The 15,266-nt window shown below is 42.4% G+C and carries 13 protein-coding genes; 11 read left to right on the top strand and 2 right to left on the bottom strand.

What is annotated here, in order from left to right; genetic code table 11:
* Positions 1–7: 7 nt before the first annotated feature.
* The 7 genes from aceF (at position 8) to GZH31_RS13430 (ending at position 10,233) form a co-directional block, all read left to right on the top strand.
* The gene (aceF, locus tag GZH31_RS13460; protein WP_036965930.1) at positions 8–1,903 is read left to right on the top strand and encodes a pyruvate dehydrogenase complex dihydrolipoyllysine-residue acetyltransferase; all 1,896 of its coding nucleotides are present in this window, start codon (positions 8–10) and stop codon (positions 1,901–1,903) included.
* A 189-nt stretch (positions 1,904–2,092) separates the two neighbouring features.
* Complete coding sequence (gene lpdA / locus GZH31_RS13455; RefSeq protein WP_036965933.1) at positions 2,093–3,517, top strand: dihydrolipoyl dehydrogenase; 1,425 nt, start codon at positions 2,093–2,095, stop codon at positions 3,515–3,517.
* Positions 3,518–3,816: 299 nt separating this feature from the next.
* Positions 3,817–4,506, top strand: a complete 690-nt coding sequence (locus tag GZH31_RS13450; protein ID WP_036965935.1) for a tRNA-uridine aminocarboxypropyltransferase — start codon at positions 3,817–3,819, stop codon at positions 4,504–4,506.
* Between the two features lie 971 nt (positions 4,507–5,477).
* On the top strand, positions 5,478–6,482 hold the full coding sequence (locus GZH31_RS13445) for a Fe(3+) ABC transporter substrate-binding protein (protein ID WP_036965938.1): 1,005 nt from the start codon (positions 5,478–5,480) through the stop codon (positions 6,480–6,482).
* A gap of 112 nt (positions 6,483–6,594) precedes the next feature.
* The gene (locus GZH31_RS13440; RefSeq protein ID WP_065979649.1) at positions 6,595–8,229 is read left to right on the top strand and encodes an iron ABC transporter permease; all 1,635 of its coding nucleotides are present in this window, start codon (positions 6,595–6,597) and stop codon (positions 8,227–8,229) included.
* Positions 8,226–9,269, top strand: coding sequence for an ABC transporter ATP-binding protein (locus GZH31_RS13435; protein WP_180311085.1), 1,044 nt, complete (start codon positions 8,226–8,228; stop codon positions 9,267–9,269). Before GZH31_RS13440 ends, GZH31_RS13435 begins: the two co-directional genes overlap by 4 nt.
* 64 nt (positions 9,270–9,333) lie before the next feature.
* The gene (locus GZH31_RS13430) at positions 9,334–10,233 is read left to right on the top strand and encodes a Dyp-type peroxidase (protein ID WP_118844615.1); all 900 of its coding nucleotides are present in this window, start codon (positions 9,334–9,336) and stop codon (positions 10,231–10,233) included.
* Positions 10,234–10,235: 2 nt separating this feature from the next.
* On the opposite strand, the gene argR is transcribed toward GZH31_RS13430, so the two are convergent.
* The gene (argR, locus tag GZH31_RS13425; protein WP_036965948.1) at positions 10,236–10,703 is read right to left on the bottom strand and encodes a transcriptional regulator ArgR; all 468 of its coding nucleotides are present in this window, start codon (positions 10,701–10,703) and stop codon (positions 10,236–10,238) included.
* Positions 10,704–10,929: 226 nt separating this feature from the next.
* On the opposite strand from argR, the gene mdh reads away from it, so the two are divergent.
* Entirely contained in the window at positions 10,930–11,865 is a 936-nt protein-coding gene (gene mdh / locus GZH31_RS13420) for a malate dehydrogenase (protein ID WP_036965950.1), read from the top strand.
* Between the two features lie 98 nt (positions 11,866–11,963).
* On the opposite strand, the gene ispB is transcribed toward mdh, so the two are convergent.
* Entirely contained in the window at positions 11,964–12,935 is a 972-nt protein-coding gene (ispB, locus tag GZH31_RS13415; protein ID WP_036965954.1) for an octaprenyl diphosphate synthase, read from the bottom strand.
* A gap of 410 nt (positions 12,936–13,345) precedes the next feature.
* On the opposite strand from ispB, the gene rplU reads away from it, so the two are divergent.
* From rplU to cgtA, 3 genes are all read left to right on the top strand, one after another.
* A complete protein-coding gene (rplU, locus tag GZH31_RS13410) occupies positions 13,346–13,657 on the top strand; it encodes a 50S ribosomal protein L21 (protein WP_036965957.1) in 312 nt (103 codons plus the stop codon).
* 16 nt (positions 13,658–13,673) lie between these two features.
* Positions 13,674–13,931: a 50S ribosomal protein L27 gene (gene rpmA, locus GZH31_RS13405; RefSeq protein ID WP_036965960.1), complete on the top strand. Its 258-nt coding sequence runs from the start codon at positions 13,674–13,676 to the stop codon at positions 13,929–13,931.
* Positions 13,932–14,088: 157 nt separating this feature from the next.
* Positions 14,089–15,243 (top strand): Obg family GTPase CgtA, encoded by a 1,155-nt coding sequence (gene cgtA / locus GZH31_RS13400; protein WP_036965963.1) that lies wholly within the window; start codon positions 14,089–14,091, stop codon positions 15,241–15,243.
* Positions 15,244–15,266 lie beyond the last annotated feature (23 nt).

Here is a 15,266-nt window from a genome sequence, read left to right as displayed (position 1 = left end):
GGTTCCAATGAGTATTGAAATTAAAGTACCAGATATCGGTGGCGATGACGTTGAAGTAACCGAAATCCTTGTTAGCGTTGGTGATAAGGTTGAGGTTGATCAGTCGTTATTAACGGTTGAAGGCGATAAAGCATCAATGGAAGTTCCTGCTGCACAAGCAGGAACGGTTAAAGAAATTAAAGTAGCCGAAGGTGACACTGTTACGACGGGTTCACTTATTATGATCTTCGAAGGTGAAGAGCAAGCTTCTGCATCTTCTGAAGCAAAAGAAGAATCAAAGCCAGAGCCTGCTAAGCAACCTTCAGGTTCAGCGACGCAAGACGTAACGGTACCAGATATCGGTGACGACGAAGTTGAAGTGACTGACATCATGGTTGCTGTTGGTGATACAGTTGAAGAAGAGCAATCTTTATTAAGCGTTGAAGGTGACAAAGCGTCAATGGAAGTACCTGCACCATTTGCGGGTACCGTTAAAGAGATCAAAATCGCGACAGGCGATAAAGTTAAAACAGGCTCTTTAATCTTTGTTTTCGAAACAGCATCAAGTGACTCTGACGCTCCGACAGCAGAGTCTGCACCTGCTGAAGAAGCGCCCGCTGACACTGCATCAAGCACAAAAGAAGTTAACGTGCCTGATATCGGTGGTGATGAAGTTGAAGTAACCGAAGTTATGGTTGCTGTTGGCGATAGCGTGTCAGAAGATCAATCAATCTTAAACGTTGAAGGTGATAAGGCTTCAATGGAAGTACCAGCACCCTTTGCTGGTACGGTTAAAGAAATCAAAGTTGCTGCAGGCGATAAAGTTTCAACAGGTTCTCTTATCTTTGTATTTGAAGTTGCGGGCAGTGCAAAAGCATCAGCGCCTAAAGCGAAAACAGAGTCGACACCTGCGCCAGCAGCAAAAGCAGAGGCAGCCCCTGCGGCTAAGCCAGCTTCAGCACAAGCTAGCAAAGAAGAGTTTGCCGATAACAACGCGTATGCACATGCATCGCCAGTTGTTCGTCGTTTAGCGCGTGAGTTTGGTATTAACTTAGCAAACGTTAAAGGCACGGGTCGTAAAAATCGTGTTGTTAAAGAAGACGTGCAAAACTACGTTAAAGAACTTGTGAAGCAAGTTGAATCAGGTAATGCAGGCAAAGGCAATACAGGCGGTGGTGAGCTGGGTCTTATTCCATGGCCAAAAGTTGACTTTAGCAAGTTTGGTGAGATTGAAGAGAAGAAATTATCACGTATTCAAAAACTGTCAGGTGCTAACTTACACCGTAACTGGGTGCAAATCCCACACGTTACACAGTTTGATGAAGCTGATATCACCAGTCTTGAAGCATTCCGCAAAGAGCAAAATGCACTGGCTGAGAAGAAAAAACTGGGTGTTAAAATCACGCCACTTGTGTTTGTCATGAAAGCAGCAGCGAAAGCTCTGGCTGAGTTCCCGACATTTAACTCTTCGTTGTCTGAAGACGGTGAAAGTTTAATCTTGAAGAAATACATCAACATTGGTGTTGCAGTCGATACACCTAATGGTTTGGTTGTGCCAGTATTCAAAGATGTTGATAAGAAAGGCATCATTGAGCTTTCTCGCGAGCTAATGGACGTGTCGGCTAAGGCGCGTGATGGCAAACTAACGTCATCTGACATGCAAGGCGGTTGTTTTACAATTTCAAGCCTTGGTGGTATCGGTGGTACCGCATTCACGCCTATCGTAAATGCACCAGAAGTGGCTATTTTAGGTGTCTCTAAATCGGAGATGAAACCTAAATGGAATGGCAAAGAGTTTGAACCTAAGTTAATGGTTCCATTATCAATGTCATACGACCATAGGGTTATTGACGGTGCACTAGCAGCACGCTTTACTGTGACGCTAGCAAGCTATATGAGCGATATTCGCCAATTGGTGATGTAATCGCGTCATAATTTATAAGAATCAAATCCCAGCAAGGTGTTTTTTGCTGGGATTTTTACCATTGGCAATGATACAATCTTTGCCATAGAACAATCTTTGTATAGATATCTGCTCTCACTTTCTGCCTTGCAGAAACATGGCAGTTTAACTTAGGGGCAGTGTTCCCGTTCAAACATTTAAGGTAATAGCATGAGCAACGAATTAAAAACTCAAGTTGTTGTACTAGGCGGTGGTCCTGGTGGTTATTCTGCAGCTTTCCGTGCTGCTGACTTGGGCTTAGAAGTCACATTGGTAGAGTCTCGCAACACATTAGGCGGTGTATGTCTAAACGTGGGTTGTATTCCTTCAAAAGCACTTTTACACGTAGCTAAAGTGATTGATGACGCAGCAGAAATGTCATCTCACGGCGTTACTTTTGGTAAGCCTGAAATTGACCTAGACAAAATCCGTGATTGGAAAGAGTCTGTAATCGGTCAGTTAACTGGCGGCCTAGACGGCATGGCTAAAATGCGTAAAGTGAAAGTGGTTTATGGTTACGGTAAATTCACTGGTAGCAACACCCTGGCTGTTGAAGGTGAAGAAGGTACTACAACAATCACATTCGACAATGCTATTATTGCTGCAGGTTCACAACCAGTAAATCTACCTTTCATCCCTGAAGATGACCGTGTAATTGATTCGACTGGTGCGCTTGAGCTTAAAGACGTTCCTGAGAAACTACTTGTACTAGGTGGTGGTATCATCGGTCTTGAAATGGGTACGGTGTACCGTGCACTGGGTTCTGAAATCGACGTTGTTGAGTTTGCTGATCAATTAGTACCCGCTGCTGATAAAGACGTTATCAAGATTTACCAAAAATACGTTAAGAACAAGTTTAACGTAATGCTATCTACTAAAGTAACTGGCGTTGAAGCAAAAGACGACGGTTTATATGTAACATTTGAAGGTAAAAACGCACCTGCTGAGCCTGTACGTTACGACAAAGTACTTGTTGCTGTTGGCCGTACTCCAAACGGTAAACTACTTGATGCAGATAAAGCGGGCGTTAACGTTGATGAGCGTGGTTTCATTAATGTTGATAAGCAACTTAAAACAAACGTTGATCACATCTTCGCTATCGGTGATATCGTTGGTCAACCAATGCTTGCGCACAAAGCGGTTCATGAAGCACACGTTGCGGCAGAAGTTATCTCTGGTCAGAAGCACTACTTCGATCCTAAGTGTATCCCTTCAATCGCTTACACAGATCCAGAAATTGCATGGGTTGGTGTAACTGAAAAAGAAGCGAAAGAGCAAGGTTTAAGCATCGAAACAGCTGTATTCCCATGGGCTGCGTCTGGTCGTGCAATCGCTTCAGCACGTACTGAAGGTCAAACTAAGCTTATCTTCGATAAAGACTCTGGTCGTGTTATCGGTGGTGCAATGGTGGGTATCAATGCTGGTGAGATGCTAGGCGAAATCGGCTTAGCAGTTGAAATGGGCGCAGACGGTGAAGACCTTGCGTTAACTATTCACGCTCACCCAACGCTAAACGAATCAATCGGTCTAGCTGCTGAAATCTTCGAAGGTTCAATTACTGACCTTCCAAACAAAAAAGCAGTTAAAAAGAAGTAATTTCTTTTGACTAATCGTTTTAAAAACCCAGCTCCGGCTGGGTTTTTTGTTATTTTTAGGGATTAGACGTTAGAGATTAGAAGTTAGAGATTAGAAGTTAGAAGTTTGATCTGACCCCGATAAAGTAGAAGTTAGATTACACACATAAAAATGTGGGGTTATTTTTTTCTAACCACTAACCACTAACCACTAACCACTAACCACTAACCACTAACCACTAACCACTAACCACTCGCATTGATTTCTATTCCTGCTATTTTTAGCTACAATACGCGCCGTTCAATTTTCTGGTAAACACAGTGGCTACTATCTCAAATAACTCCGTCTTGGTACTTCGTGCTAAACAATTGGGCGAATCTCGCCGAGAATTTAAAGCCCGAGGAGCAAAACTCACACGCTGCGAACGGTGCTTATTAGCAGAACACTACTGCATTTGTGAAGGTGTTCAACAGGCTGAATGTGAAGCCGCTGTATGCCTATTGATGTATCATAACGAGAGTTTTAAACCCTCTAATACAGGGCGCTTAATTGCAGAAATTATTCCCGATAACCACGCATTTAAATGGGATCGAACAAATCCAGATAGCGCGCTTCTAAGTTTATTGGCCGATCCTCAGTATCAGCCGATGGTTATTTTTCCTGCCAGTGATGTTGAGGACGAAAACCGTGTGATTACCGAGGTGATACCTGAACAAGGCAAGCGTCCGCTTTTTATCTTTTTAGATGGCACTTGGCGTGAAGCTAAAAAGATGATCCGTAAAAGTCCCTACTTAGATCACTTACCCGTGCTGTCTATCACGCCTGAAAAGTTGTCTGATTATCGTTTACGTGTCGCTCCCCATGAACACCAGCTAGGAACGGCTGAAGTCGCTATTATGGTTTTGGCACTTGCCGGTGAAGAAGAAGCAACCAGCAGGCTAGAAGAGCACTTTATTAACTTTAGAGATGCCTATTTGCTTGGTAAAAGAAACAAAGGTCGCCCAGAGTAATTCTTGTATCAATTTGATTTATTGAGCGCTCTATTTTGAGGCAATAAAAGTTGAGGCAATAAAAGTCAGAGGTAAAAAAGCGCGTTGGTAACAAGGTATCAGTTTTGTGATTAGGTTTTATTAAATGAGAAACTTTTAACGTTGTTTACGTCAGCTTTTAATCCTTCAAAATGATTGAGTATTATTGCGGGTAGGTAGTATGCAAAAGAAAAGCGCGAACTATCTCTAGTCGCGCTTGCGGAATCTTCTTAATTTTCTGCATCCTGCAATTGAATCTAATCAACTCCATAAACTTTGCAAATCCATGCCATTACACTGTACTTAGTTGTTCTGTGTAATAAAGACTCTCCGGGTCTATATCCTGTCCATTCCTTTACATCCGTGCTGGTAAATACTTTACCTTTCCATTACGCATCATCGTGATGCTATCCCTTTATTAGCAATTCCCTTGCGTTGTCCTTACGACCTGTCCTTTATTCCACTTTTTGAACTCCTGTATAACAACACCCTGTTGTTATTCCATTTCACATCATCCTGATGCTGTCCATAAGCTGTCATTCCCTTGCGTTACTCTTCCTGAGCCTGTCCTAATATCCTTACTATCCTAATGAACCTTATCCGAGGTTTGATATGAGTAATGCTTCCCTATCCATCTACTCATAAAGCTTCATGCTTAGCTGATAAGTTAATTATAGAGAAATTGCCAAGCGCGAGTAGGTCAAAATCGTGCTTAAAATAGCGGTCATTTTATTGTCATTTTAATTAAATTGTTTATTTTCAGTTTGTTATGGGTTTTTATGTGGTTTTTGCTGTCTGCTTTTACTCAATAGCTGCCATGTAGGTAAGATATCTCTCACAAGTAACTTCCTAAATGGCAGCTAACATGATTGTTTTATGACTATTAACAGGTGCACTTTGCCTTAAGTGTAGGTAAAATATTTTGAGAATTGTTTTTATTTAGGTGTTAAATAATGAAAAAAACAGCGTTAGTCTTATTCACGGCTTTACTAAGCACACCTGCACTTTCAGCGGATGTCGTTAATATATATTCATTCCGACAACCTTTTTTAATTCAACCAATTTTAGATGATTTCACTCAGCAAACGGGCATAAAAACCAATGTTGTTTTTGCTAAAAAGGGCCTGATTGAACGCGTAAAGCGCGAAGGTAAGCATAGCAAGGCTGATCTCGTTTTGACGTCAAATTTTAGTGCGCTTGTACAGTTAGAAGAGCTTGGTTTAACGCAATCAATTAACAGTGATATTGTTAATGCAAATGTCCCCAGTACTTTTCGTGATGAACAAGGGCAGTGGATTGCACTTACTAAACGAGTGCGCAATGTCTACTCAGCAAAAGAGCGAGTTGGCGCGTTACCCACACTGAGTTATGAAGACTTAGCCGATCCAAAATACAAAGGTAAATTATGTACGCGCCCTGGTAAGCACCCTTATAACTTAGGCTTAGTAGCGTCTATGGTGGCGCATCACGGTGAAGTAAAAACAAAAGAATGGCTTGAAGGCGTAAAATCAAATTTAGCTCGTAAACCACAAGGTAACGACCGTGCACAAGTTAAAGCGGTAAAAGAAGGGCTGTGTGATATTGCCTTAGGTAATAGTTATTACTTTGGTAAAATGTTGCAGGATGAGCAGCAAAAGTCATGGGCTGAAGCGGTGCATATTAACTTCCCTAATCAAACAAACCGAGGCTCACATATTAATGTATCGGGGGTGGTGATGACGAAATATGCCAAAAACCCTGAAAATGCCTTGAAACTGATTGAGTATATGACCGACAATAAAGCGCAAAATATGTATGCCTCAGTCAATATGGAGTACCCAGTAAAACAAGGGGTTGCTTTATCTGATATGGTGGCATCATGGGGCAAATTTAAAGAAGATACTTTGTCGCTTGATGAAATTAGCAAATATCGCCCTGTGGCACTTAAGCTAATTGATGAAGTGAAGTTTGATTTATAACGCACAAAGCGTTATTCCAGCTTAAAAATTTGAAAAAGCTGTTTAAGCGGCATTGCTTAAACAGCTTTTGTTTTATATCGCCCTGTTATTAATGAAGGAATAACAGCCTCGTATGCATGTGAAGTTTTCGTTGTCTCGCTGGCAGTTAATAGCTTGGTTTATCGGGTTATTGCTTGTAACACCTCTTGGCTTTTTATTAGTGGAGTCTCTGCAAGGAGGCTCTGATGTGTTTCAGCACTTGTTTGATACTGTGTTGTGGGATTACACCCGCAATACTCTATTCTTGATTGCTGGAGTCGGGCTTTTAAGTTGCCTCATCGCGCTGCCATTAGCGTGGTTGACTGCGTATTGTGAGTTTCCGGGGCGAAAGCAATTTGAGTGGGCGCTCATGCTGCCACTTGCCATGCCGACCTACTTAATTGCTTATGTTTACACGGACTTACTCGATTATGCAGGTCCCGTACAAATTGCGCTACGTGATTGGTTTGGTTGGCAATCGCCGGATGACTATTGGTTTTTCGATATTCGTACCTTAACAGGAGCAATTGTGATGATTGCCCTTGTGTTGTATCCCTACCTGTATTTAATTTTCAAAACAGCACTGAGAGAGCAATCATTTAAACTTGTGCAAGCCAGCCAGTTAATGGGGTTGTCCCCTTTGCAAAGCTTCTTACGAGTAAGCTTGCCACTTGGCCGCGGCGCTATTGTGGCGGGTATTACCTTAATTAGCATGGAGGCGATGGCTGACTTTGCAACAGTGAATTATTTTGCTGTGAGTACATTGACGACCGCCGTTTACGATACCTGGTTGGGGTATTACTCTCTCACTGCGGCTGCAAAAATTTCTGGCATTATGCTGCTCATTTTATTCTTAACCCTGATGCTTGAGCGCTACAGCCGAAGAAACCAAGCCGTGTATGAGCGCCAATCAAGTGTTAATAGTGCGACGTTATACAGCTTAAAAGGCAGCGCAGCCTGGGGGGCAACAATAGCCTGTGGCCTTACTTTGCTGCTGGCGTTTTTATTACCCGTGGCAGTGCTTGTGAAGTACGCTATTGTGTATGCGGAAGATGCGTGGAATGGTGCATTTTTTAATTATGCATGGCAAAGCCTCAAGGTTGCTGTCGTCGTGAGTCTGGCGACTATTATACTGAGCTTATGTGTGCTGTTTTATCAACGCATAAGTAAAGACCGTTACCCCCTTATTCCTGGACGTCTAGCGAGTACAGGGTACGCACTACCAGGCACGGTGCTTGCTATCGCCGTTTTACTGCCTTTAACGCAGCTTGATGACTTACTGAATGCATGGTTAGAGCCGCACGGTTTTTCGTTAGGCCTAGTATTAAGTGGTACTCTATTTGCGATGGTTTTTGCTTATATAGTGCGTTTCTATGCAATTGCGCATGGAGCGCTTGAAAGTAGTTTCTTACGTATCAGCCCCTCACTCGATATGGCGAGTCAATCAATGGGCAAAGGGCCTTTTACAACCCTGTATAAAGTTCATTTACCCTTGCTAAAACGCGGTATATTAACCGCAGGATTATTGGTATTTATTGAATGTATGAAAGAGCTACCCGCCGCATTGCTCTTGCGTCCATTTAACTTTGAAACTTTGGCCACGCATGTTTTTCAGTACGTCAGTGATGAGCAATTAGAGTTAGCGTCTATTTCGGCCTTGTTTATTGTTTTAGTAGGACTAATTCCTTTGTATTTCGTTAATCGTTCGATGGAGCACAATCACTCATGAGTCATTTGATAATTAAAGACTTAGCCTACCAATATAATGGCACTAAGGTATTGAGTGAGCTTACTCTAAATGTGAAACAAGACGAAATAGTCTGTTTATTAGGCGCCAGTGGGTGTGGTAAAACCACCACGTTAAAAGCAATTGCAGGTATTTTACAGCCATCGCAAGGATACATGAGTATCGACTCACAAGTGGTCAGTGACAATCATCACTTTATTGCGCCAGAAAAACGAAATATCGGCATGATGTTTCAAGATTACGCTTTGTTTCCGCATCTAACAGTAAGCGATAACATTGCCTTTGGTTTGAGCAATATGAGTAAAGCACAAAAACGTGAGCGCGTGAGTGAAATGCTCAGGTTGGTTAAACTAGATGGCTGTGCAAAACGATACCCACATCAACTCTCCGGTGGGCAGCAACAACGTGTCGCAATAGCGAGAGCTTTGGCATATAAACCCAGTTTATTACTACTTGATGAGCCATTTTCGAACATTGATACCCAAGTGCGTTTTGAACTAATTGCTGATATCCGTCGGATTATAAAAGACCAACAAGTTTCCGCTGTTTTTGTGACGCACTCAAAAGAAGAAGCGTTTGCCTTTGCTGATACGCTTGCGGTGATGCACGGTGGAAAAATAGCGCAACAAGGCACTCCTGAGCAGTTATTTAGCCAACCTAACTCAAAGGAGGTTGCAGAGTTTCTTGGTACGGGCATATACTTAACGGCAAAAGTCTTAACGCCAACTGAATATGAAACGACGTATGGTGTCATACATTCGCTAACCGAAAGCAAGCATCAAGGTCAACACGGTGTGGTGTATGTACGACCTCATCATATTAAGTTATGTGAGGCAGAGCACGGCGATGTAAGTAGTCAAGCCATACTAAACAGACGTTTTATCGGTACGCGTTATGTGTATAAGGTACGTATTGCTGGGCAGGAGCTAGAAGTTGCTGCCGAAAATGATCGTGTACTAGCGGTCGAGCAACCAGTAAAAATAAAAATAATGCCACATACGGTCAATTTTTTCGAAGATTAAACAGAACGTTATAATCCTGAATTCCTTGTCTGTATGTTTGATAACGAGTAGCTAAGGATTCATTATGGCGCAAGCGCAATCTGGGATTTGTGCTGAAGCAAACTTACACGGTTTGCACCTGTTTTTTAATGTTTATGATGGTCACGATGAGTCATTACGCAAAAAACTTAAACGCGTAAGCGTCATTCAAGACGAGTTTGCAGACCAATTCTCTGAAGCCATGTTGTCATGTGTGGTTGCGCTTGGTGCGCAGTACTGGCCGCATATACTGCCAGAGTTTATTCCAAGCCAATTACAAAGCTTTCCAAATGTGACGCACAGTGAGCACGTCATGAGTGCGCAGCCATTCGATTTGTTTGTGCAAATTCGCTCTGATCGTGAAGATGTAAATCACCTTTTTGCTCTACAAATCATTAAATTATTTACACCTGATGTTGAGCTGGTGGAACAAGTTCGTAACTTTCGCTTTTTAGATGGCCGCGATTTTAATGGCTTTATTTATGCGGGAGACACTCCGCATGGGCGACAAAAGCGAAGCACCGCACTGATTGATAAGCCGGGTCATTTTGAAGATCAGGGAAGTTATATTCATGTGCAGCGTTTTGTGCATGACCTAAGCGTGTGGCAACATTTGTCATTATCTGAGCAAGAGCAAATCATGGGGCGTACACGTCTTGATAACACGTTAATAATGCCAGCTGTTGAAACGAGTCATGCAGTACGAAGTGAATTAAAAGATGAAAAGGGTCAGCCTCTCATACTCAATCAAAGCATGCCGTTTGGTGACGTTCATAAACAGGGCATTTTAATGGTGTCGTGTGCAGCGCAAGGTGATGCGTTTGAACAGGTACTCAAAAGCCGATTAGGGCAGGGCGAATGTTATGACCATTGGCTCGATTTTACACAAGCCGACATGGGGTCTGCATTTTTCGCCCCGTCAGTAAACTTTTTAAAGCAGCTTTAACGTTAAACTGTATCGAATAATGTTCTAACGCGGTCTAGCGTGACATCGATTTCAGAAATTTTTGCAGGGGCGATAAAAATAGTGTCGTCGCCTGCAATTGTACCCAGTACACCGTCTGCCTTACCTAATGAATCAAGTAATCGGGCAATCAGCTGTGCAGCCCCTGGGCTGGTACGAATAATAATCATCATTTCGTTGTGCATGATGTCGATAACAAGCTGACGAAGAGGGCTCTTTGCGGTTGGCACACCCATTTCGGCAGGTAAACAATACACCATTTCTTGTTTTGCATTGCGTGTGCGTACAGCGCCAAATTTACTCAACATGCGTGAGACTTTACTTTGGCTAATATTATCAAAGCCTTGGTCTTTTAATGCTTCGACAATCTCACCTTGTGAGCCAAAGTTTTCTTCTTTTAATAACGATTTAAACGCTTTGATCAGTGCTTCTTGTTTGTCTTGTGGTTGCATGTTGTCGTTTCTTTTATTCATCAAATATGAAGTAATTCTACACAATTCTGCATAGTTATGCAGTATTTGTTTGCATTTGTCGTCCAAATACCGTCACGTTACAGCTAAGTTTACAACTATGGTCGAAATTATACGCGAAATAAGCAGGATAAATTTGTTTTTAGTCGCTAATTTCATTATCTTTAGGGCCACAAATATTTCCTACCTCAAATTACGGAGAATTCCAATGAAAGTTGCTGTTTTAGGCGCAGCTGGCGGTATCGGCCAAGCATTGTCTTTATTATTAAAAACAAGTTTACCTGCAGGTTCTGAATTATCGTTATACGATGTTGCCCCTGTTGTTCCTGGTGTAGCGGTTGATCTTTCTCACATCCCAACTGACGTTAAAGTTGAAGGCTTTGGTGCAGACAGCTTGGACGCTGCATTAGTAGGTTGTGATATCGTTCTTATTCCAGCGGGTATGCCACGTAAGCCGGGCATGGACCGTGCGGACCTTTTCAACGTAAACGCAGGTATCATCAAAACATTAGCTGAAGGCATCGTTAAAAACTGCCCTAAAGCGTTAGTAGGTATCATCACTAACCCAGTAAATGGCACTGTGCCAATCGTTGCTGAAGTATTCAAAAAAGCGGGTACTTACGATGCTAACCGTGTATTCGGTATTACGACTCTTGACGTGATCCGTTCTGAAGCGTTTGTAGCTGAGCTTAAAGGCTTAAGCGCAACTGACGTTAAAGTCCCTGTTATTGGTGGTCACTCTGGTACAACCATTCTGCCACTTCTTTCACAAGTTGAAGGCGTTACTTTCACTGATGAAGAAGTTGCAGCACTTACTCCACGTATCCAAAATGCAGGTACTGAAGTTGTTAACGCTAAAGCTGGTGGCGGTTCAGCAACACTTTCAATGGGTGCCGCAGCGGCTCGTTTTTGTATGTCTTTAGTGAAAGGCTTACAAGGTGAAGACGTGGTAGATTACGCATACGTTGCTGTTGAAAATGGTGATGCTGCTTACTTCGCACACCCAGTACGTTTAGGTAAGAACGGTGTTGAAGAAATTCTTTCTTACGGTGAGTTAAGTGCATTCGAAGAGCAAGCTAAGAACGACATGCTAGCGACACTTAACAAAGACATCCAAGAAGGTGTTGATTTCATCAACGGTTAATCTCGATTGATGCTAAGCGCTTCACATGCATGTTGAAGCGCTTAAAACAAAAAAGCCTGCAATTGCAGGCTTTTTTAATGGCTCGAATAAAGTATCGCTTAATGATCGCGGGCGACCGCAATCCGCGCTAAGCTTTCTAATGCTTGTTTGTATGGCGTGTCGGGTAAAAAAGCAATGCATGCAATGGCTTTATCAGCTTCTTGCTCTGCTTTTTGCATTGTAAACTCAAGGGCTTTGGTATCAGCGAGCGTCGCTAGAATGCTGTCTAAGTGATCCATACCATTGCCTAGCTCAATGGCTTCACGAACTAGTTTTACTTGCGCTGGTGTGCCTTTTTGTATCGCGTAAATAAGCGGTAAAGTTGGTTTACCTTCAGCTAAGTCATCACCAATATTTTTGCCAAGTTGCTGTGCATCAGCATTGTAATCAAGTACATCATCTACTAGTTGAAAAGCAGTTCCTAAATGCATGCCGTATAGGTTTAATGCGTCGAGGACTTTTTCGTCTTGCTCGGTAATGATAGCGGCAAGACCCGTTGCGGCTTCGAAAAGCTTGGCGGTTTTGCTGTAAATAACCTGCATATAGCTTTGTTCGGTGGTGTTAGGGTCATTACAGTTCATAAGCTGCAACACTTCACCTTCAGCAATGACATTGGTCGCATCAGCTAAAATTTGCATGATCGGCATTTTGCCAAGCCCAACCATAAGCTGGAATGAGCGAGTGTAAATAAAATCACCCACGAGCACACTGGCTGCATTGCCAAACTCTGCGTTTGCGGTAGGTGTACCTCGACGCAAATTAGACTCATCAACCACGTCATCATGCAGCAAAGTTGCTGTGTGAATAAACTCAATGATGGTTGCTAGGGTAATGTGATCTTTACCCTCATAGCCTAAAGCTTTAGCTGCTAAAATAGCTAACATGGGGCGAACACGCTTGCCACCACTGTTAACTATGTATAAACCAAGTTGATTAACCAACGCGACATCTGAGCGCATTTGGGCATGTATAAGTTGATTGACGTCATCCATTTCATTTTCGATTAACGCCTGGATAGCTTTTATATCCATTGATCTCCGAGCCAATTTTTATGGGTATACGAGGCTGATTGTACATCAAAAATTGCGCTTGCTCGATATTTTGTGATGATTCAATAAAAAAACACGTTAAAGTTTCTGTTTTCGGCTCAATTATAGCGACTTAATTTTATCTGCTTGTTTAATAAGTGAACATTCTAGACTGATTTATTAGCTATATTTGCCTCGGTCATTTAATTGTCACAAGATCGCAAAAACCGCTTGGCAAGCGGTGTTTTTAGGATAAAATAAGGGAAAATATTGAATTGCCCTTAATGCAGCTATTTTTTATTCATTTTATCTAAAAAGAGGCTTGCTAGTTTTTGCGCATTAGCGTAAACTTCGCGCCCTATTGAAGAATATTTTAGTTGCGTCGATTTGAGGGCGCACAGACGGAGTTAATTATGTACGCGGTTTTCCAAAGTGGTGGTAAACAGCACCGTGTGACTGAAGGTCAAACAATTCGTCTTGAGAAATTAGACGTTGAAACTGGTGCAGCAGTTGAATTTGATTCAGTACTTTTAGTTGCTGATGGTGAGAAAATCGAGATCGGTGTACCGTTCGTAAACGGTGGTAAAGTGACAGCTGAGGTTGTTTCACACGGTCGCGGTGAGAAAGTGAAGATTGTTAAATTTAGACGTCGTAAGCATTCTCGTAAGCAAATGGGCCATCGTCAATGGTTCACTGAAGTTAAAATCACTGGCATTAGCGCTTAATTAGAGGTACTTAGAAATGGCACATAAAAAAGCAGCTGGTAGTACTCGTAACGGTCGCGATTCAGAAAGCAAACGCCTAGGTGTTAAGCGTTTTGGTGGCGAGTCAGTTCTAGCGGGTAGCATCATTGTTCGTCAACGTGGTACTAAGTTCCACGCTGGTGCAAACGTAGGTATCGGTAAAGACCACACTATCTTCGCAAAAGCAGATGGTAAAGTTCAATTCGAACAGAAAGGTCCTTTAAACCGTAAATACGTAAATATCGTAGCTGAGTAATCATCTCGATATTTGAAAAACCCCGCCTTTGCGGGGTTTTTTGTTTTAAGGCACTCGATTATATAGCTAAGCATCTTCGGCACTGTACGAAGATGCTTAGCTATATAATTAGGTGTATAATACAGTTATTAACAAGCCAATCTTAAAGTGAGTAATCATGAAGTTTGTAGATGAAGTGGAAATTCGTTGTGACGCGGGTGATGGCGGCAGCGGTGTCGTATCTTTCCGACGTGAAAAATATGTGCCGGATGGCGGTCCTGATGGCGGCGATGGCGGCGATGGTGGCAGTGTCTATCTACAGGCCGATGAAAACTTAAATACCTTAATTGATTATCAGTTTGAGCGTTTTCATAAAGCAGAGCGTGGCACCAATGGTCACGGTCGCAATATGACCGGTAAGAAGGGCAATGATTTAGTCCTTAAAGTACCTGTTGGAACCCGTATTACAGATGTTGATACTGAAGAGTCATTAGGTGATTTAACGATGCATGGCCAGAAACTGGTTGTTGCAAAAGGGGGCTTCCATGGCTTGGGGAATGCACGCTTTAAATCAAGTACGAACCGTGCTCCGCGCCAAAAAACATTAGGTACGCCTGGCGAAGTAAGAAATTTACGTTTAGAACTGATGTTGCTTGCTGATGTTGGCTTACTGGGGTTACCTAATGCTGGCAAATCAACATTTATTCGCAGTGTATCTGCGGCTAAACCTAAAGTTGCTGACTATCCATTTACAACGCTTATTCCTAATTTAGGGGTTGTGCGTCCTGATGCTAATAAGTCATTTGTCATAGCCGATATTCCAGGATTAATCGAAGGTGCCTCTGATGGAGCGGGTCTTGGTATTCGCTTCTTAAAACACTTAGAGCGTTGTCGTGTGCTGTTACATATCATCGATATTATGCCTGTCGATGGCACTAACCCAGTGGACAATGCGTTTGCGATTGTTAATGAGCTTCATCAGTACAGCCCTAAACTTGCTGATAAACCGCGTTGGTTAGTGTTTAATAAAATAGATTTGCTGCCAGAAGACGAAGCTGAAGCACTTTGCCAACAAATAGCTGAAGAGCTGGGTGAAGAAACCAATGTTTACCGAATTTCTGCCGCAAACAAGCAAAATACCCAAGCACTTTGCCACGATATCATGGCGTTGCTTGATAGTATGCCGAAAGAGAAATTCGCTGAAGAAGAGAAAGAAGAAGTTGAATTTAAATGGGATACATACCATCAAAAAGCAACGTCGAAAGATGACGACGACGATTGGGATGATTGGGACGATGATGACTACGATGTTGAAGTTATCTACCAACGTTAAAGTTTAAAACGGAAAAGGAGCCT

The sequence above is a fragment of the Pseudoalteromonas sp. JSTW genome, from assembly GCF_013423925.1.
GTDB classification, from domain to species: Bacteria; Pseudomonadota; Gammaproteobacteria; order Enterobacterales; family Alteromonadaceae; genus Pseudoalteromonas; species Pseudoalteromonas lipolytica.
Note: the sequence above shows the minus strand (reverse complement) of the source record. Positions and strands in the feature narration are given on the sequence as shown.

Bases quoted from the DNA above. Each gene is read 5' to 3' on its own strand.
- cgtA (WP_036965963.1), top strand. From the start codon at position 14,089: ATGAAGTTTGTAGATGAAGTGGAAATTCGTTGTGACGCGGGTGATGGC.
- mdh (WP_036965950.1), top strand. From the start codon at position 10,930: ATGAAAGTTGCTGTTTTAGGCGCAGCTGGCGGTATCGGCCAAGCATTG.
- lpdA (WP_036965933.1), top strand. From the start codon at position 2,093: ATGAGCAACGAATTAAAAACTCAAGTTGTTGTACTAGGCGGTGGTCCT.
- GZH31_RS13435 (WP_180311085.1), top strand. From the start codon at position 8,226: ATGAGTCATTTGATAATTAAAGACTTAGCCTACCAATATAATGGCACT.
- GZH31_RS13440 (WP_065979649.1), top strand. From the start codon at position 6,595: ATGCATGTGAAGTTTTCGTTGTCTCGCTGGCAGTTAATAGCTTGGTTT.
- rpmA (WP_036965960.1), top strand. From the start codon at position 13,674: ATGGCACATAAAAAAGCAGCTGGTAGTACTCGTAACGGTCGCGATTCA.
- GZH31_RS13430 (WP_118844615.1), top strand. From the start codon at position 9,334: ATGGCGCAAGCGCAATCTGGGATTTGTGCTGAAGCAAACTTACACGGT.
- rplU (WP_036965957.1), top strand. From the start codon at position 13,346: ATGTACGCGGTTTTCCAAAGTGGTGGTAAACAGCACCGTGTGACTGAA.
- GZH31_RS13445 (WP_036965938.1), top strand. From the start codon at position 5,478: ATGAAAAAAACAGCGTTAGTCTTATTCACGGCTTTACTAAGCACACCT.
- argR (WP_036965948.1), bottom strand. From the start codon at position 10,703: ATGCAACCACAAGACAAACAAGAAGCACTGATCAAAGCGTTTAAATCG.
- ispB (WP_036965954.1), bottom strand. From the start codon at position 12,935: ATGGATATAAAAGCTATCCAGGCGTTAATCGAAAATGAAATGGATGAC.
- aceF (WP_036965930.1), top strand. From the start codon at position 8: ATGAGTATTGAAATTAAAGTACCAGATATCGGTGGCGATGACGTTGAA.